This window comes from Paenarthrobacter sp. NCHU4564 (assembly GCF_052156435.1).
GTDB lineage: Bacteria > Actinomycetota > Actinomycetes > Actinomycetales > Micrococcaceae > Arthrobacter.
In genome coordinates, this window is the sequence record NZ_JBQLIS010000015.1 from 40730 (window position 1) to 59196 (window position 18467).

At 64.0% G+C, this 18467-nt stretch carries 17 protein-coding genes; 3 read left to right on the plus strand and 14 right to left on the minus strand.

Features of this window, described 5'->3' with window-relative positions:
- Positions 1-24: 24 nt before the first annotated feature.
- Genes glpK through ACSVIE_RS15225 form a run of 9 tightly spaced genes read right to left on the minus strand, consistent with a single transcriptional unit; the run spans position 25 to position 9113 of the window.
- Positions 25-1524 (minus strand): glycerol kinase GlpK, encoded by a 1500-nt coding sequence (gene glpK / locus ACSVIE_RS15185; protein ID WP_426004303.1) that lies wholly within the window; start codon positions 1522-1524, stop codon positions 25-27.
- A 43-nt stretch (positions 1525-1567) separates the two neighbouring features.
- Positions 1568-2617: a zinc-dependent dehydrogenase gene (locus tag ACSVIE_RS15190; RefSeq protein ID WP_426004302.1), complete on the minus strand. Its 1050-nt coding sequence runs from the start codon at positions 2615-2617 to the stop codon at positions 1568-1570.
- Positions 2614-3681: a galactitol-1-phosphate 5-dehydrogenase gene (locus tag ACSVIE_RS15195; protein WP_442424393.1), complete on the minus strand. Its 1068-nt coding sequence runs from the start codon at positions 3679-3681 to the stop codon at positions 2614-2616. Before ACSVIE_RS15195 ends, ACSVIE_RS15190 begins: the two co-directional genes overlap by 4 nt.
- A 6-nt stretch (positions 3682-3687) precedes the next feature.
- Positions 3688-4527, minus strand: coding sequence for an SDR family oxidoreductase (locus tag ACSVIE_RS15200; RefSeq protein ID WP_426004300.1), 840 nt, complete (start codon positions 4525-4527; stop codon positions 3688-3690).
- A gap of 45 nt (positions 4528-4572) precedes the next feature.
- Positions 4573-5214: a bifunctional 4-hydroxy-2-oxoglutarate aldolase/2-dehydro-3-deoxy-phosphogluconate aldolase gene (gene eda / locus ACSVIE_RS15205; protein WP_426004299.1), complete on the minus strand. Its 642-nt coding sequence runs from the start codon at positions 5212-5214 to the stop codon at positions 4573-4575.
- Position 5215: 1 nt separating this feature from the next.
- The gene (locus ACSVIE_RS15210; RefSeq protein ID WP_426004297.1) at positions 5216-6112 is read right to left on the minus strand and encodes an MBL fold metallo-hydrolase; all 897 of its coding nucleotides are present in this window, start codon (positions 6110-6112) and stop codon (positions 5216-5218) included.
- Positions 6109-6936: an ATP-binding cassette domain-containing protein gene (locus ACSVIE_RS15215; RefSeq protein WP_426004296.1), complete on the minus strand. Its 828-nt coding sequence runs from the start codon at positions 6934-6936 to the stop codon at positions 6109-6111. The genes ACSVIE_RS15210 and ACSVIE_RS15215 overlap by 4 nt, the downstream gene beginning before the upstream one ends.
- Positions 6933-8012 (minus strand): ABC transporter permease, encoded by a 1080-nt coding sequence (locus ACSVIE_RS15220; protein WP_442424394.1) that lies wholly within the window; start codon positions 8010-8012, stop codon positions 6933-6935. Before ACSVIE_RS15220 ends, ACSVIE_RS15215 begins: the two co-directional genes overlap by 4 nt.
- Before the next feature lie 48 nt (positions 8013-8060).
- The gene (locus ACSVIE_RS15225; RefSeq protein WP_426004295.1) at positions 8061-9113 is read right to left on the minus strand and encodes a substrate-binding domain-containing protein; all 1053 of its coding nucleotides are present in this window, start codon (positions 9111-9113) and stop codon (positions 8061-8063) included.
- Positions 9114-9247: 134 nt separating this feature from the next.
- Here ACSVIE_RS15225 and glmS point away from each other — a divergent pair, with 134 nt between their 5' ends.
- Complete coding sequence (gene glmS, locus ACSVIE_RS15230) at positions 9248-11158, plus strand: glutamine--fructose-6-phosphate transaminase (isomerizing) (RefSeq protein WP_442424395.1); 1911 nt, start codon at positions 9248-9250, stop codon at positions 11156-11158.
- 58 nt (positions 11159-11216) lie between these two features.
- Here the strand turns inward: glmS and ACSVIE_RS15235 are convergent, their stop codons facing one another.
- Positions 11217-11993 (minus strand): SDR family oxidoreductase, encoded by a 777-nt coding sequence (locus ACSVIE_RS15235; RefSeq protein ID WP_442424396.1) that lies wholly within the window; start codon positions 11991-11993, stop codon positions 11217-11219.
- 249 nt (positions 11994-12242) lie between these two features.
- On the opposite strand from ACSVIE_RS15235, the gene ACSVIE_RS15240 reads away from it, so the two are divergent.
- Positions 12243-13547, plus strand: a complete 1305-nt coding sequence (locus ACSVIE_RS15240; RefSeq protein WP_442424397.1) for an MFS transporter — start codon at positions 12243-12245, stop codon at positions 13545-13547.
- A gap of 78 nt (positions 13548-13625) precedes the next feature.
- Entirely contained in the window at positions 13626-14630 is a 1005-nt protein-coding gene (locus ACSVIE_RS15245) for an alcohol dehydrogenase catalytic domain-containing protein (protein ID WP_426004291.1), read from the plus strand.
- Positions 14631-14710: 80 nt separating this feature from the next.
- Here the strand turns inward: ACSVIE_RS15245 and ACSVIE_RS15250 are convergent, their stop codons facing one another.
- The 4 genes from ACSVIE_RS15250 to ACSVIE_RS15265 are packed head-to-tail and all read right to left on the minus strand — an operon-like array spanning position 14711 to position 18434.
- On the minus strand, positions 14711-15475 hold the full coding sequence (locus tag ACSVIE_RS15250; protein ID WP_426004290.1) for an SDR family NAD(P)-dependent oxidoreductase: 765 nt from the start codon (positions 15473-15475) through the stop codon (positions 14711-14713).
- Between the two features lie 30 nt (positions 15476-15505).
- Positions 15506-16594 (minus strand): 1-phosphofructokinase family hexose kinase, encoded by a 1089-nt coding sequence (locus tag ACSVIE_RS15255; RefSeq protein ID WP_426004288.1) that lies wholly within the window; start codon positions 16592-16594, stop codon positions 15506-15508.
- Between the two features lie 17 nt (positions 16595-16611).
- On the minus strand, positions 16612-17544 hold the full coding sequence (locus ACSVIE_RS15260; RefSeq protein ID WP_442424398.1) for a transketolase family protein: 933 nt from the start codon (positions 17542-17544) through the stop codon (positions 16612-16614).
- Positions 17541-18434, minus strand: coding sequence for a transketolase (locus ACSVIE_RS15265; protein WP_426004286.1), 894 nt, complete (start codon positions 18432-18434; stop codon positions 17541-17543). The genes ACSVIE_RS15260 and ACSVIE_RS15265 overlap by 4 nt, the downstream gene beginning before the upstream one ends.
- Between the last annotated feature and the right edge of the window lie 33 nt (positions 18435-18467).

Below are 18467 nucleotides of genomic sequence, written 5' to 3' on the forward strand. Positions count from 1 at the left end.
CCTCGATGTGCAGTGGTCAATGGTCTAGTGCTCTTCCCAGTCGGAGGCACGGGCTACGGCGCGCTGCCAGCCGGAGTACAACTTCTGCCGCTTCTCCTCCGCCATGTCCGGAATGAATTCCCGGTCCAGCGCAAAGGTCTCGCGGAGTTGGTCCTGGCTGTGCCATATTCCGCACGCCAACCCGGCCAGGAGGGCGGCGCCCCGCGCGGTGGATTCCACCTGCCGGGGGCGGAGCACACGGACGTTGAGCATGTCCGCCTGGAACTGCATCAGGAAGTTGTTGCGGACGGCCCCTCCGTCCACCCGGATTTCGGAGACCGGGATGCCCGCATCCGTCTCCATGCAGTTGATGACGTCCTTGATCTGGAACGCGATGGACTCCAGGGTTGCCCGGATGATGTGGTTCCGGCTGGATCCCCTCGTGAGGCCCAGGATCGCGCCGCGGGCATAGGGATCCCAATACGGCGCGGCCATTCCCGTGAACGCCGGAACAACGTAGACCCCGCCGGAGTCCTCCACGCGCATGGCGGCATACTCGCTGTCCGCCGAGTCATAGATGACGCGCAGCTCATCACGCAACCACTGGATGGAGGCAGCAGCCACAAAGATCAGGCCTTCCAGGGCGTACTCAACCTTCCCGTTCAAACCCCAGGCGATGGTGGTGAGCATCCCGTTGGTTGAGCTGACGGGCGCGTCCCCGGTGTGCATCACCAGGCTGGCTCCTGTCCCGTAGGTGGCTTTGACCATGCCACGGTCAAAGCAGGCCTGGCCGAACAGGGCTGCCTGCTGGTCCCCCACGGCCGAAGCCACGGGAATGCGGGCCCCCGCGAAGATCGCATCGCAGGTGTGGCCGTAGACTTCGCTGCTGGGCCGGACCTGGGGGAGCAGCATCCGTGGAACCCCCAGTTCGTCCAACAGTTTGTCGTCCCAGTCCAGGGTGTTGATGTTGAAGAGCATGGTCCGTGCGGCGTTGGAGTAGTCCGTCACGTGGGCCTTGCCCCCGGTGAGGTTCCAGATCAGCCAGCTGTCCACGGTGCCGAAGCACAGTTCTCCGGCCTCGGCGCGCGCCCGGGCGCCGGGAACGTTGTCCAGGATCCAGGCGATCTTGGTTCCGGAGAAGTAGGCGTCCACCACCAGGCCGGTGGTGGTCCGGACGTACTCTTCAAAGCCTTTCTCCTTCAGCTCATCGCACAGCCCAGCCGTGCGCCGGTCTTGCCACACGATGGCGTTCATGATGGGCTTGCCGGTGCTTCGGTCCCAGATCACGGTGGTTTCGCGTTGGTTGGTGACACCGATTGCGCCGATGTCCCGCGGATCGATGCCCGCTGCCTCCGTCGCCCGCCGGGCTACGGCCAATTGGGTGTTCCAGATCTCGATGGGATCGTGCTCCACCCAGCCGGGCTTGGGATAGATCTGGGTGAACTCCTGGCTGGCTTCACCCACGATTTCAAGGTCCTGGCTGTAGAGGATTGACCTGATTCCGGTGGTGCCGGAGTCCAGTGCCATGATGTACTTCGTCGTCATCAGATGTCCGTTTCTGCGTGCGCGGTAACTGTGGGCCCGCGCTTCACTTCGAGTCGAAAAGGATCATGGCTTTCATGCCCGCGCCCGATCCTGCGTAGTCCATGGCCTTCTCGATGTCATCCAGTGTGAAGGTCTCCGTGACCAGTGGCGAGAGGTTCAACCGGCCTTCTCCGACGAGCCGCAGCGAGGCGGCGTAATCGGAGTTGCTGGAGCCGGTGGTTCCCGTCAAAGTGAGGCCTTGGTAGTGGACGCGGTTGGTATCCACGGGAACCCGCTGGGCCTTGCCGAGGCCGGCGAAGAAGTTCACCCGCCCGTGCATGGCCAGCAGGTCCACCGCTTCAGCCTGGACTTCCGGTTTGGAAACGCACGTCAGTGCGACGTCCACGCCCCGGCCGGACGTTTCTTCCGCCACCACGGACGCCAGCTCGCGCTCGCCCAGGTTGACCAGGACGTCAGCCCCAACGGAGCCTGCGAAGTCGAGCCGTGCCTGGCGGTTGTTAGAGACGATGACCTTGGCGGCGCCGTAGAGCTTGGACAGCATCACGTGGCACGCCCCGATCGGCCCGGCTCCCATGACCAGCACGGTGGTTTCGGGTCCGACGTCCAGCTTGCTGATGGCGTTGTAGCAGCAGGACAGCGGTTCCACCAGGGCTGCCTCGGCATAATCCACGGTATCCGGAAGATGGAAGACGTTGCCGCGTTCAATGGCGAACCGCGGAATCAGGACGTATTCCTGGAAACCACCGTCCATGGTGATGCCGAATGCCTCGTAGGACGGGCACATGTTGTTGAGTCCCACCAGGCAGCTCGCGCAGCGTCCGCAACCTACGTTGGGGGTGACACTGACCCTGTCGCCCACGGCATAACCGGCAACTTCATCCCCGGCCGAGACGATGTCGCCGGCAAACTCGTGGCCGAGGACCCTCGGCGTTCCTTCCGGAAGCTTGAAGTGGCCGTTGGTGGCGATGCGGCGGTCCGTACCGCAAATGGATGCCGCGCGGACCTTGATGACAATGTCACCGGGTCCGGCCACCGGACGGTCAACCTCGTCCACAGTGATGGTGCCGGCGGAGTGGAGCCTTGCAGCCTTCACTGTGACCGCACCTCCTCCTGCGCTTCTTCGGAGACCGCGAACAGCACCTTGTTGTACCAAATGGAGCGGTCGGTGAGTTGCCGGAAAAGTCCCGGGGCCTCTTTCAAGGGACGGACGTGGCTGATGAGCTCCTCCACTTTCAGGTCTTTGCCCAGATGCGCGATAACCATGTCCCACTCACTGTGGCCCTTGGGGGTCACCTTGGCGTTCCACGTCCCGTAAAGGCGCAGTTCCCGGCGCAGCAGGGAGGATACCTCCGCCTTGGCCAAGTGGAGGTCCCCGCTCAAGTCACCGAGCAGCACTACCTGCCCCTGGACGGAAGCGGCGTCGATGGCCTGGACCAGTGCCTTCGGGTTCCCGGTGGCTTCCACGGTGATCTGCGGTCCCCAGCCGTCGGTGGCAGCCCGTGCGAGGTCGGCGGTGTCGCCGGTCCTCGCGTCGAGGACATCGAACCCCAGCCCGGACATGATCTCCAGTTTCCGGTCATCGATATCGGCCACAAGCACCCGTGAACACCCCAGGATCCTGAGCCACTGGGCCGTCAAGGCACCAATGGGACCTGCTCCGATCACCAAGGCCGTGGCGTGGGTAGGGATGTCCAGTTTGAGCATGGCGTGCAGGGCTACGCCTGCCGGCTCCACCATGGCTGCGTGCGTCAAGGGAGTATTTTCCGGGACACGGAAGATGCTCTTGGCCGGTACCCACATCCGTTCGGACATGGCACCGTGCCGTCGGGAGCCGAAGTAGTCGTACCCGGTGCCCAGGGCGTGTTCACCGATTTCGGACATCGGGTCCCCGTGCTGGTGCAGCAGGGGAAAGACTGCAGCGCGGTCACCGGGCCTGAGCCCGGAGTCCGTGGGGGCTTCCTCCACGATCGCGGAGAACTCGTGGCCGAGCACCAGCGGATAGTGGTACGCCTTGCCGTGGCCGTAGCGCAGCACGTCGGAACCACAAACCCCGACGGCGCCGACGCGCACCAGGACGGGGTCCTCGCCTACAGGCTCGGGCTCAGGGATGTCCTGGTACTCCAGGTCATTGAGTCCATTGAGAATGGCAGCCTTCATGACAGGCTAGACCTCCATGCCGTAGCGGTGTGCCTTGTGGGTGGGGTACAGGGCGATCTGCGGAATGGTGACGTCCGGTGTCCGGGTTGCCACGTAAAGGGTGATCTCGGCGACGTTGTCCACCTCGATGCAGCTGGCGTGGATGCCTTCCTCGATTTCCTTCTTGTCCAGCCAGCCGTCGATGTAGGCGGGAACATCGCCGTCGTAAAGGCCCTTGTCGATGATTTCGGTCATGGGGGTCTTCACATGGGACGGGTTGATGACCGTGACGCCGATCTTCTTGTCCTTGCCTTCCAGCAGGATGTTCTTGCTGAAACCCATGAGGCCGTGCTTGGACGCACGGTAGGGGCTGTGGCCCGGGCCGGAAGCGACGCGGGCCGACGAGGAACCCATGTTGATGATGCGTCCACCGTTCTCCTGCTTCTCCATGATGCGGAACGCTTCGCGGCACATCAGGAACACGGCGGTCAGGTTCGGGTTCAGGGTCTTGTTCCACTCGTCCAGGCTGACGTCCGTGACGGGCGGGGCGAGGGAGTCGCGGCCGGCGCTGTTCACCAGGAGGTCCACGCTGCCCCAGTTGGTTTTGGCCCAGGCGAAGAGGTCGATCACGGACTGCTCGTCGGTGACGTCGGCCAGGATGGAGTGGACTTCGCCGCGGCCGTAGCCGCGGATGCTGGCGGTGACCTTGTCCAGGCGTTCCTCGTCGATGTCCACCAACAGGACGTTGCTTTCGTTGGCGGCGAAGATGCGGGCCACGGCCTCGCCGATGCCGGATGCCGCGCCGCTGACGATTGCGACCTTGCCGCTCAGCGCCACGCCGTTCTGGGGGACGTATGTTTCACTCATTGTGGTTCTCCTTGTAATAGGTGGTTTTGATGGGATCGGTGGCCGTCAGGAGGACGCCACTGAAGGGGATGCCAGGCGCACGGCCTGGCTGGCTTTGCTGCGGATGTCGTCCCAGCGCCGGCCGGAGATGTCGGCCTTCGTGGCGATCCAGGAACCGCCGCAGGCGGCCACATTCGGGGCTTGCAGCCAGGCCTCCACGGTGGAGGCGGTGATGCCGCCGGTTGGCATGAACGCGACATCCGGATATGGCGCCGCAAACGCTTTGACGAGCGGCAGCCCGCCCACGGCTTCGGCAGGGAAAAGCTTGAGCAAACGGAGGCCGAGGGCCCGTGCGGCTTCAATTTCCGTGGGTGAGGTGACCCCGGGAATGATCGGCACACCTGCCGCCTGTGCCCTGCCAACCACCGCGGGATTCATCCCCGGCGAGACCAGGAAATGGGCACCGGCGTCGATGGCTGCGTCCACATCCGCTTCGGAAAGGACCGTGCCGGCACCTGCCAGCAATCCGGGCACGTCACGCACCATGCGTGCGATGGCCTCGGCCGCGGCCGGTGTCCTGAAGGTCACTTCAGCTACCGGCAGCCCGGCCTCCACCAGCGTGTGCCCCAAGGGCACAGCATCGTCGGCGTCGGCGATTTCGATGACGGGTACGATCCGAAGTCCACGGAGCGATTTTTCGAGGTCCATGTCAGCGTCCTTCCAGCTGTGCGGCGTGGTGGGCGGACTCGATGACGTGGCATAGGCCCACATCGGGGAGGGTCCATTGCAGGTCACCGGCCACCTCGCCAAGTTCGCGGGCGGCTTCCTCGCGGGACACCGTATTGAAGTCGAACAAGCCGAAGTGGTGGCCAACGACGGCGGGAATCGCCGCCTGCTTGCAGAGGGCCGCTGCTTCGTGAACTGTGAAATTGCCGGGAACGCCGTTCTGCAGCCTGTGCTTGTCGCGTCCGTTGATGGGCAGCAGGGCAAGGTCCACGGCGTGGCTACGGAGTAGTTCCGCTTGACCCTCATAAGGGACGCAGTCGCCGGAGTGGTAGATCCGCAGGCCGGCGATGTCCAGGATGTAGCCGAGGAAGACCGAATCGCCGTTGGCGTCGACTTCGAGCTCTTCATGGGCTGCCGGTACGGCCGTGACGGTCACGCCGTCGCCGAGGTCCACTACGTCCCCGGCGGTGACGGCACGCAGCCGGTCCTCGGGAACGTGCCGGGCCAAGGCCACCTCGCGCCGTGCCCTGGGCGCCACGAACACGGGGGAGTTGTGCGCCAGCAGGCCGGCGACCGTGTCCGGGTCCAAATGGTCCGTGTGGGCGTGGCTGTGCAGCACGGCTTCCACACCGCGCACCTCCGCCGGGTCCACGGGCACTGGCTGGAGCCGCGTGTGCGGGAACAGGGTTCCGGCGTACTTCTTTGCAAGGCTGTCCGAAAGGTACGGGTCCAGCAGGATTCGCCGCCCGGCATATTCAAAGGCGAAGCCTGCCTGGCCAAGCCACCAGAAGCGGAGGCGTCCGTCGTCGCCGGCTGCTTGGGTGAGATGCCCGACGTCGGGCCCGTCACTTTCGGCACGAACAGTGAAGTAAGCGTTCATCGGACGGCCAGCCGGGCTGGGAGTGCTTCGGGATCGTGCCCCTCGGGCGGTGTTTGCGCACCGGTCATCAGCGACACAGCGTCGTTCATGGTGATGTCCGTTTTCTGGACGCAGGCGATGCGGCGGCCCAGCCGTTGGACATGGATCCTGTCCGCTACTTCGAAGACGTGGGGCATGTCGTGGCTGATAAGGATGACGGGGATGCCGCGGTCCCGGATGCCCGCGATCAGGTCCAGAACTTTGCCTGATTCCTTGACGCCCAAGGCGGCTGTGGGCTCGTCCATAATGATCACGCGGCTGCCGAATGCTGCCGCGCGGGCAACGGCCACCCCTTGGCGTTGGCCTCCGGAGAGCGTCTCGACCGCTTGGCCGATGTTCTGGATGGTCAGCAGCCCCAGGTCGCCCATGATCCGGGCGGTTTCACTGCGCATTTTCTTGTGGTCCAGCATCCGCAGTCCCCATCCCAGCGGGCCGGGCTTCCGGATTTCGCGGCCAAGGAAGAGGTTCGCGGCGATGTCACGTGCCGGGGCCAGGGCGAGGTGTTGATAGACCGTTTCGATGCCAGCGCTGCGGGCGTCCAAGGGCGAACGGAACTTCTGCGTGGTGCCATCAACCTGGATTTCGCCTTCGTCCGGGATCAGCGCACCGGAGAGCGCCTTGATGAGGGAGGATTTACCGGCACCGTTATCGCCGATCACTGCCAGGACTTCGCCGGGGTAGAGGGTCAGGTCGGCGCCTGCCAGGGCGGTGACGTGACCGTACCGCTTCACGAGGTTCCGTGCCTGGAGGATAGGCTGCGTGGTGAGGGTTGGGTTCGAAGTCATCCTGCGACCTTTCGGGTCCACTGGTCCAGCCCGACGGCGACGATGACCAGCACTCCTGTAGTGAATACCTGCCAAAGGACGTCGACGCCTGCCAGGGTCAGGCCGTTACTGAAGACCCCGATGATGAGGGCGCCCAGGAGGGTGCCAAGGACGTTCCCGCGGCCACCGAAGAGGCTGGTTCCTCCGATGACCACCGCGGTGATGCTGGCGAGGTTGACGCCTTCTCCGGAGAACGGGCTGACGGATCCGACGCGGCCGATCAGCAACCAGCCTGCAATGGCGCAAATGATGCCCGCCACGACGTAGACGCTGAGCAGTACCCGGGTGGTGCGGATGCCGCTGAGCCGGGCTCCTTCGGCGTTGTCGCCTACTGCGTAGATGTGCTCGCCCCACGCGGTGCGCTTGAGGATGAACGCAACAGCGACGAAGCTCAGCAACACCAGGATGGACCCGTATGTGACCGGTGCTCCGAGGACCCGGAACGTTTCGCCCGGCCACAGCAGCAAGCCCGGCAGGACGTTGGCCTTGATGGTCTGGCTGCCTGAAGCCAGCAGGTTCAAGGCCGTGAAGATGCTGAGCGTTCCCAAGGTGGAGATGAACGGCGGGACACGGAAACGCGTCACCAGGATGCCGTTGAGGAAACCGCAGGCAGCACCCGTCGCCAACGCAATAACCAGCGCGACGACGGCGGGAAGCCCGGCTTCGGCGGCCAGCTTGCCGGAGATGACGGTGGTGAAGACCATAACGGCGGCGACGGAAAGGTCGATGCCGGCTGTCAGGATGATGAGCGTTTGTGCGATGCCCACCATGCCGATGATCTGGACCTGCTGGAGGATGAGCGAGACGTTGAGGGGATCGATGAACCGTGGGCCCACCATCGCGGTGAAGACGACGCAAGCGAGGATCAGGACGGCCGTCGGCCCCAGGAGGGGGTGGGCGTGCAGTTGGCGCTGGATCTTCCCGAGCAACGGGACGGGTGGCTGGTCATCAAGGCGCTCGCCGACCCTGCGTTGGGCCGGTGCCTCGGCGTTCTTGACAGGCGCCGGGCTGCCGGGGGTCGCGGATACTGACTTCATTGTTGTACCTTCGCTGTTCAATGAACGGTGTGGTCTGGCTGCCTGGCTTTAGCCCCAGCAGTTCTCCAGGCCCCAGGAAGTGGGTTCGGAAGTGACACCGGGTGCGGCTTTGTCCGTGATGAGCGTGACGCCCGTATTGGTGAAATCGAGGCCATCCGTGGTGGCGGGCTTGGTGCCGTCCTCCAGGTAACCGCTGATGGCTTGGAGCGCGTCGCTGGCCATCTTGATGGGGAACTGCATGGACGTGGCGCCGATTGCCCCGGCCTTGACGTCATTGACGCCCGGGCAGCCGCCGTCGATGGAAACCACCGTGACCTGCCCTTCCAAGCCGGCGGCCTTGATGGAGGAGTAGGCGCCTGCCGCGGCAGGCTCGTTGATGGTGTAGACGAGGTTGATGGTGCGGTCCCTTTGGAGGAGCTTCTCCATGGCAGCCCGGCCGCCGGCCTCGTTTGCGTTGGTGACTTCATGCCCCACGATCCGGGGGTCCTTTTCGTCGCCTATCTTGTTCTTGTCCGCGACATCCACGCCGAACCCCTGCAGGAATCCCTGGTTTCGCTGGACATCCACGGCAACCTGCGCCGGGCTGAGGTCCAGCATGGCGATCCTTGCGGGTTTGTTGGCAAACTGCGCTGCGGCCCATTGCCCGATCAATACGCCGGCCTGGAAATTGTCGGTCGCGAACGTCGCGTCGGCAGCATCTGTCGGGTTGGTGGGGGAGTCGAGGACTGCCACGAAGACTCCTGCGTCCCGGGCCTTCTTGATGGCGGGGAGGATCGCTTCAGAGTCTGAGGGGGCAATCATGATGCCCTTGGCGCCACGGGCTACAAGATTCTCGATCGCCTTGACCTGCGAGTCGTTGTCGCTCTGGCCCTGGCCGGAGAGGGACTGAAGGTCGAAGCCCAATTCCGCTGCCTTCTTCTCGGCACCCTCACGCATCTTCACGTAGTAGGGGTTGTCATCGGTCTTGGTGATGAGCCCTACGAGTGGCTTGGACTCGGCTGCGGAGGAGGAGCAAGCGGCCAGGCTTGCCGTGAGGCCGGCCGCGGCGATGAAGGCGGCTGCCTTGGCTGTCATTCCACGCCGTTGTGTACGAGCGGTCATTTCGAGGCCTTTCTGTCGAGAGAACTCTCTGCTGGGTGTTGGGGAGGGGGTGGTGTTGATCACAACCTTAGCAGGAATTTTCTACCAATCAATATAGCTTGGAAGAAATTTCCAAGCTCGGCTAGGCTGGGCCCATGTGTGGAATCGTTGGTTACGTCGGCAGGTCCGACTCAGTTCAAGCTCACCGGCAACGTGCCCTGGATGTGGTCATGGGCGGCTTGCGCCGCCTTGAGTACAGGGGGTACGACTCGTCGGGCATCGCCGTTCAATCGGCAGGCGGGGTCCATATCCGCAAGAAGGCCGGGAAGATCGGCAACCTCGCTGCGTTAATCGATGAATCGCCGGTTCCGGGCGGTGAGGTTGCAATTGGGCACACCCGTTGGGCGACCCATGGCGCCCCGACGGACGCCAATGCCCACCCCCACCTTGCTGATCGGGGACGGCTGGCAGTGATTCACAACGGGATCATCGAGAACGCTGCAGCCTTGAGGCTGTCGCTCTCCGGCGAGGGGCATGTCTTTTCCTCTGAGACGGATACCGAGGTGGCTGCCGCCCTGCTCGCGCAGGCGTACCGGTCCGCAGTCGATGACCGCGGGCCGGTCGCCGTCGATGACAGTGATGACCTGCTCGTTGGCGCCATGCGCAGCGCGTGCCGGCAGTTGGAAGGTTCCTTCACGCTCCTGGCAGTCCATGCGGGGCATCCCGGGCTGGTGGTGGCCGCACGGCGCAACTCGCCGCTCGTCGTCGGAATTGGGGACGGCGAAAACTTCCTGGGCTCCGACGTCGCGGCCTTTGGTGAATTTACCAGGCGTGCCGTTGAGCTGGGCCAGGACCAGGTTGTCGCCGTCACCGCGGACACCGTGGCGGCGACCGACTTCGACGGCGTACCGGTGCAGGTCACCGAAGTGGCAGTGGACTGGGACCCCGTGGCAGCATCCAAGGGCGGCCATGCTTCCTTTATGGCCAAGGAAATGCTGGAGCAGCCCGAAGCTGTCCGCCGGACCATCCAGGACCGCATCGGCATTGACGGATCTGTCCGACTGGATGGGTTGGGCATCGAGGAGTCCACGTTCGCCGGGATCAACAGGGTGGTGGTGGTTGCCTGCGGTACGGCATCCTACGGCGGGCAGATCGCCAAATACGCAATCGAGCGCTGGTGCCGGATACCGGTCGAAGTCGATCTCGCCCACGAATTCCGATACCGCACGCCCATGCTCGATGCGCGGACGCTGGTGGTGGCCATATCGCAGTCCGGAGAAACCATGGACACCTTGATGGCGGTCCGTTACGCCCGGGAGCAGGGCGCCGTGGTGCTGTCCATCTGCAACACGCAAGGATCGACGATTGCCCGTGAATCGAACGGCGTCCTCCATACGCTCGCCGGACCCGAAATTGCCGTTGCTTCCACCAAGGCCTTCCTTGCCCAGGTCACCGCCAACCTCCTCCTGGCGCTGTACCTGGCCCAACTTCGGGGCGGCGCATTGCGGGAGGAAACCTTTGCCGTGGCCAAGGAGTTGCGGAGAATCCCGGACCTGATCCAGCGCACGCTCGACCGTGCGGGCCGGATCAATGCCTTGGCCGCAGACTTGCGGGAGGCAACATCCGTACTCTTCATTGGGCGGCATGTTGGATTCCCGGTGGCTTTGGAGGGCGCCCTCAAGCTCAAGGAGCTCGCGTACATCCATGCCGAGGGGTTCGCGGCGGGCGAGCTGAAGCATGGCGCGATCGCCCTGATCGATGAGGGTCAGCCGGTCATCGTCATTGTTCCCTCGCTGAGGCACAGCAGCCTTCTTCACGCGAAGGTCATGTCCACCATCCAGGAGGTCAAAGCACGCGGTGGATGGGTGATTGCCGTGGCGGAGGAAGAGGACGGGGTTGTTGCGGAATGGGCGGACGAGGTAATTGCTGTGCCGGGGTCGTCACCGCTGCTGGCGCCCTTGCTGACCACGGTTCCGCTTCAGCTCTTTGCTGCAGGCCTTGCCGCTGAAAAGGGACTCGACGTTGACCAGCCACGCAACCTCGCCAAATCGGTCACGGTGGAGTAGTAGCGGCCTGCCGCCCGCTGGCCGCCCACCGGCCGGAGCGGCGGGCGGCCGTGGTCCTTCAGCTTCGCATGCCGGCCGGAAGTTCCGGGGTGGCTGCCTGGGTGTTGCTGAGCGACTGCAGCCTGGTGGCGACGACGCTGATTTCGGCGATGTTGGTCCGGGGTGGCAGGCTCACGGCGCAGTGGACGGCCTCGGCGATGTCGTCCGGGTGGATGGCCCAGTCCCGGACTTCCCGCGGCGGCGGGCTCGGACGGAGGTCAAGGATGGGGGTGTCCACGATGCCCGGCAGTATGCTGCACACGCGGATGCCATTGCCGTGTTCGTCCCTGGAAGCTCCTCGTGCCAGGCCCAGCAGCGCGGCTTTGGACGCGCCGTAAGCGGCGCCGCTGTGGTCCGGCCAGCTCGCGGCGATGCTGGAAATGATGACCACGTCCCCTTGACGTTCGCGCAACTGGTCAAGCGTTGCCGAGAGCAGCGTGAAGACACCATAGACGTTGGTTTTCATGATCTGGTCGAAGCTCTCATCCGTGAGCTCTGCTACCCGCCGGCGCGGAACGTTGGTCCCTGCGGCGCAGACAAGGATGTCGATGGGGTCGGATTCCGCCAAATGTGCTGCGAGGCTCCGGGCGCCAGCAGTGTCGGAGACGTCCAAGGCGTGTGCCACAAAGCGGCCGTCGGCGAGGTGTCCAGGACTGACTTCGTTGAGGGCTTCCTGTCGACGTGCCACCCCGTGCACCCGGGCGCCGGCCGTGAGGAGCCGGCGGACCACGCTGGCGCCGATACCGCTGCTTGCTCCGGTAACAAGGGCTACTCTGCCCTCAAGATTCGTGTCCATGGGTCCTCCTTGCGCCTGGTTTGGCGTTTTCTTGTTCGGGAATTGGGCTGGGAGGCGGGGCCTTCCTGCCATTTTTCTAAATTATCACTTGACAGACATTTTGTCCGCATGGTGATGTTGATTGCAGAAAGTGAGCCTTCCGGCCCACATCCCGGCCGATTCTGCCTCGCCCAGAGGGGCAGCACATCGTGGCCGGGTCACGTCCGAGTCCAAGCCACCTAACGTGGCTTCCCAACGCGGGAGCATTCAATGACGATTGTTGAGCAGAACGCAGCCCAGCAGGGGATCAGCCCCGAGCGGCTGCGTCTACAGCGCAAATCCTTGCTCGCCACCGGAGTAGGCAACCTGCTGGAATGGTTCGACTGGACCATCTACACCGTTGCCTCGGTCTACATCGCCGGCAGCCTCTTCGACTCCGGAAATCCCATGTCGGCGCTGCTGAGCACCCTGGCCGTTTTCGCCGTCGGCTTCCTCATGCGGCCCATTGGCGGGCTGGTCTTCGGCCCGTTGGCCGACAAATTGGGCAGGCGCAAGGTCCTGCTGACCACCATGTTCCTGATGGCAGGGGCCAGTCTCGGCATCGCCCTGATCCCGTCCTACGCCGCGATCGGGAGCTGGGCATCCCTGCTCCTTTTGCTGGCCCGTCTTATCCAAGGCTTTGCCCACGGTGGCGAGTCGACGACGTCCTATGCCTACATCGCGGAGATCGCGCCGCCGAAGCGGCGCGGCCTGTGGTCGAGCTCGGTCTTTATCGCCGTGGGGTCGGGTTCCCTGCTCGCCACCTTCTTCATGGCCATGCTGACGGGTGTGTTCAGCAAGCCGGAGATGATGGAGTGGGGATGGAGAATTCCGTTCGCAGCAGGCGCCCTGTTGGCTGTCGCAGCGCTATGGCTGCGCCGGGGCATGATGGAAAGCGAACACGTAGCGGGTGCTCCCGAAGCCGATGCAGCGCCAGCGTGGAGCAAGAAGCAAGTGGTTGCCGCCGGCGTTAAGCTGTTCCTGTATGAGGCCGGGGCAACCTTGACCTACTACACCTGGGTTACCTCGGCAGCCATTTACGCAATCGGAGTCAAGGGCATGGACCCAGGCCAGGCCTTTGTGATGAGTGCCGTCGCCCAGGTGGTCTACATCCTGTTCCTCCCTGTCTCGGGTTGGATTTCCGACCACTGGGGCCGCAAGGTCACTACGCTGATCTCGCTCGTGGGCATCGCGGCCACCGTTTTCCCGCTGTGGGGTTTGATGAGCAGCGAGCCGTGGACGTTGCTTGTCGCACAGACCGCAGGGCTCTTGTTGGTCGCCTTTATCACTGGTTCCAAGCCGGCTGCTATCTCGGAACAGATCCCCACCCGATACCGCACCCGCATCTTCGGAGTGTCCATCTCCCTGGGCGTCGCCATTTGCGGCGGCACCGCGTCCTACCTCAGCACCTGGCTCAACTCGATCGATATCGGCTGGGTCTTCAATCTCTACGTCATCGCCGTAGCAGCCATTTCCACCGTTGTGGTCCTGAAGTGGAAGAACAACTCCGGCAAGCCCTTGGACCAGATCCAATAACTCCGCTCATCAGATACACGGACAGTTCCCGGCGGTGCCCCAGGCCCCCGGGAACTGCCGCATTCCGGAAGGAAAACAGTGAACTTACCGGCATCAGCGCCTGCCGCCGTCCGATCATCGACAGCCCCTCACAGCGTCACCGTTGGCATGAAGGACCTGCTCGCGCCCGGTGCGGGCGAGGTTCTTGTCCGCACCCAATACTGCGGATTGTGCGGGTCCGATCTTCACATCTGGAATGGCGACGACGGCTATGACTGGGTGCCCTGCGGCACCACTTTGGGCCACGAGATTGTGGGAACCGTGGTCCGCGATGGGCAAGGTTTTGCGGCGGGGGACAGGGTCACCGCGATCGCCCAGTCGGGGTGTGGGGACTGCCCTTCGTGCTTGGAGGACTACGCGAACGGCTGCGACGGAAAGGTCACCTTGGGCTTAACGCGCGACGGCGGTGCCGCGGCCTACGTCCGGATCCCGGCTTCCCAGTTGCTGGCCGTGCCCCCAGGAGTCCCGTCCAAAACGGCAGTTCTCACCGAGCCACTGTCCGTTGCCGCTCGCGCCGTCGCCAGCAGAGGCAGGATCACCTCAGAAGACGCCGTGGTGGTCAGCGGGCCAGGAACGATCGGCATTCTGGCAGCTCTGGTGTGCGGATATCTTGGGGCCCGCGTCCTCCTGAAGGGTACGGCGCGTGACGTCGCTGATCGTGCGCGCCTCGCGGCCCGGCTCGGGTTGGACTTGGTGGAATCAGTGCCCGGAAGTTTCAGGCCCACGGTCTGGATTGAGGCCGCCGGCGCGTCTGCCGCCCTGGATGATGCCGTAAGGGAACTGCCTGTGCGAGGCCGCTTGGTGATGGTGGCCCTCTATGGAGAGCCGCCCGTGCTCGCAGCCAACGATGCCGTGCGGAAGGAACTGGACATCATCACGAGCTACAGCTCACACCGGCCTGACTATGAACTGGCGCTGGCAGTTCTGCAAGCGCACCCGGACTTAGGGGAGCTGATGGTTGAGACCGTCCCGCTCGCCGATATTGCTGGTGCCTTCGAAAAGGTGGGCAGGGGCGCCTCCCCCAAGGTCGCCGTCGTGCCTTGAAGTAGTCTGGACCGCGCCGCAAACGTAAAAGGCCGCAGCTCCCGGGAAGCCCGGTGGCTGCGGCCCTCTTGTATGGTCAGTCAGTCGAATGTCCCGTCGATGGTAAGCCCGCCGTCTACCTTGACCACTTCGCCGTGAATGAACGATGCGTCCGGGGACAGCAGGAAAGCAATCACGGAGGCGATTTCCGATGGTTCCGCCAACCGGCCCAGCGGCGTGCGTCCCAGGAGGGTCTGCTCGCTGAGTGTGCCGTTCCGTAAGCCGCTGCGGACCATTTCGGTGTTCACATAGCCTGGAGCCACCGCATTGACGCGGATTCCATGCTTACCCCATTCAACGGCGAGGGTCCGGGTCAGGCCCAGCATTCCGGTCTTCGCCGTGGAATAGGCAGAGCGGCCCGGGAGCCCGAACGAGGAGCCCACTGAGGCGATGTTCACGATCGAACCGCGGCTGGCTTTCAGCAGTGTAAAGCCGGTCTTCGCCATCAGCATGGAACCCGTCAGATGGATGTCCAAAAGACGCCGCCACTGGGCGATGTCCAGCTCTTCAGCGGGTTGCCGGAGGATGTTGCCGGCGCAGTTGACCAGGCCGTCCAAACCGGCGGTCTCCTGGGCCACAGAGGCAAAGAGGCCTTCCACGCTGGTCTCGTCCGCTACATCCACGCCGAAACCGAGATGGGGTGCGTACGTTGGTGCTATGCGGTTGAGTTCCTCGGCGAGATCTTTGGCGGCCCCCTCGTTGAGGTCGGCTAACAGTACGCGCCAGCCCCTTTCGGCCAGGGTATGCGCTGCACGGGCGCCTATTCCTTGGGCGCCACCGGTGATCAGGGCAGTACGTGGTTTCATAATGTGCTCCTTTGTGACATCGGTTGCGCCTTAGGCCACGCCAAGGCGGAAGTCTTCTTCAGGGTCTTGGACTGGCACCGCCGGCGCGCCGGAGAGGCTGCCGAGTGCCGTCGTTGTACGTGCCACGGCCAGGGCGCCCCAGGCAGCGGACCTGGCCAGCGCTTTCGAGAAAGACCACGCACGGTTGCGCGGCCCGTTCGGGCCTTCGGGTTCCGAGCAGGCCTCGCTCAGGAATCCGGCCAGGGCGGCGTCTCCGGCGCCTGTTGTATTGACCACCGGGGTCCTTGGCGCCCGGGCCCAGAGAACACCGTCGGGTCCAGATCCAATGAGCCCGTCCGCCCCCATGCTGGCCAGGACCGCCCCGACGCCGGCCCGCCGGAGCGCTTCGGCCGCACGGACTACGTCGCCGACTGTTGTCAGTTTCCTTCCGGAAAACGCTTCAAGCTCGGGAACGTTGGGTTTGACCAGATCAACGAGGCCTGTGGCGGCCCAGCGGCTCAGATCGGGGCCGTTGACGTCCAAACAAATCTTGGTGCCGACAGCCCGCGCCTCACGAAGGAGCCAATCAAGATCGGCCGGTTGGCCGTCCTCCGTGACCGGCAGGGCACCTGCAACCACAAGCCAGTCGGCTTCCAATGCCAGGACCTCCCGCAGCGTCGCTTCGCAGATGGACCGCCATTCCCCCAGGGGCAGCATTCCGGGGCGCTGGTTCGCATTGGTTGTGGTGCCTCGGGAGTCCACCAGCACCGTGTTGACCCGGAAGGACGTGGAAACGGGAACGGTTGAAACCGGCGCCGACACCGACTGCAGAAGTGCAGCCTTGGTCCTGTCCGCTTCGCTGGCAGGGATCACGGCTATGGTGGGGTTGCCTGCCAGATTGAGGGTGCGCGCAACGTTGATGCCGTTGCCGCCCAAGCCCTCCTCGACGGCGGTCGCACGGTTGACCTTACCGGGAACCAGGTCCCTGAAAAAGTACACGCGGTCAACAACGGGCGACGGCGTCAGCGTCACCACCCGCTGCTGGCGCAACCTGGGTGGGGCGGTCGTGACGGGGTGGTCGCCACCACGGGACCGGTAGACCAGACCGCCGCGGGTGGTTCTGTGCGTGAGGCTGCTCATGCTGTTTGCACCTGCGGCTAGTCGTCAGCCAAGGCGTGCCGGACCTGCTCGGCCACCCTCTGGGCTGATAGGCCGTACTTGTCCAGCAGGTAGGCATTGGGGGCCGACTCGGACCAGGAATCCGCCAAACCCAATCGGGTGACGGTTTTTCCCAAGGTGGTGCTGGTTACCAACTCGCTTACCAAGCCACCAAGGCCTCCTATGATGCTGTGCTCTTCGATCGTGAAGATCGGTGCCGGTCCGGAGAGTGCGGACAGGAGAGCGGCTTCGTCGACGGGTTTTAGACAGGGAACGTGGACGACGCGGACTTCGAGTCCTTGTTCGGTCAAGAGCCCTGCGGCATCCATCACCCGCGAAGTCTGAACACCCGTGGACACCAGAATGGCGTCGCTTCCTTCGCGCAGTACATGAACTTCTCCGGGGGTAAAGGCGTGGCCGGGATCGAAGACGTCGGCCACCGCGTCGCGGGCGAGACGGAGATAGACCGGACCGTCGTAGTCCGCCGCCCACCGGATCGCTGCCTCCGCTTCCGCCGCGTCGGCAGGGGCGATGACCGTCATGCCGGGCATGGCCCGCATGATCGCGAGATCTTCGATGTCCTGGTGCGTTTTGCCGCTGCTGCCGTTGAGGAGGCCCGCATAGGAAGCCGCAATCTTCACGGGTGCACCGGTTTGGGACACGAGCATACGGATAGGGTCCAGGGCGCGGTGGGTCAGGAAGACTCCGAAAGTGGACAGCCAGGGCCTGTAACCAAGCGTTGATAGGCCAAAGGCCACACCTACCATGTTCTGCTCGGCGATGCCGATCTCAAAAAAGCGGTCCGGGAATGCGTCTGCGAACAGGTCGGCCTTGGTGGAGGTGGCCAGGTCGCCGTCAACCAGGGCCACCCGGTTGTCGCTGCGGGCAAGGTCCACCAGGGTCTGGCCCCAGACATCGCGTTGTGCTTTCACTTTGCTTCTCCTTCGAATGACTGGCCGAGTTCTGCAGCGGCAATGGCCAGCTGTTCCGGGGTGGCAACCCCGTTGTGCCACTTGTAGGTTCCCTCCGTAAAGGAGATGCCCTTGCCCTTGATGGTCTTTGCAAGGATCACGGTCGGCTTGCCCGAACCACGGGCCGCGCGGACCTGGTCGAAGGCTCCCTGGATCTCATTGAAATCGTGTCCGTTGATGCTGACCACATTCCACCCGAAACCATTGAAGACGCCCTCAAGGTCCACCCCTGCCCACGGGTTTGAGCGGTCGAAGCGGTCGCCGTCTTCGGTCACCGGCCACCCGTATTGTTGGAGGCCGTTCAAGTCGATGATTGCGGTGAGGTTATCCAGCTTGAAGCGCCGGGCTGTGTGGACTGCCTCCCATACCATTCCCTCTTCCAGCTCTCCGTCGCCCAGCATCACCCAAGTGTGGAATCCGGCCCCGAGCTGCTTGGCCGCCATAGCCATCCCTGCCCCCGCCGAAAGGCCCTGGCCCAGCGACCCGCTGGACGAGTCGACCCCCGGTGTGAGTTTCATGTCCGGGTGCCCTTGGAGTCGGGAACCGCCCTGATCGAATGTAGCCAGTTCCTCGAGGGGAAAGTAGCCGCGGAGTGCCAGCACGGCGTAGAGCCCGATCGCGCAGTGACCTTTGGACAGGATGAAACGGTCCCTCGTTGGATCGTCTGGTTGTTGGGGGTCGATGGCGAGCTCATTGAAGTAGAGCGACACCAGCAGGTCCATGGCCGAGAGCGGGCCGCCGATGTGACCCGCCTTGGCTTTGGCGACGGTTTCGACAACGTGCCAGCGGCCGGCGGCCGCCAGTTGCTGGAGTTCGGCCGTGCTGGTCCGGGTTGCGTTCGTATTCGACATGACTTGTCCTCGTTGATCGTGTCAGCAATCTGT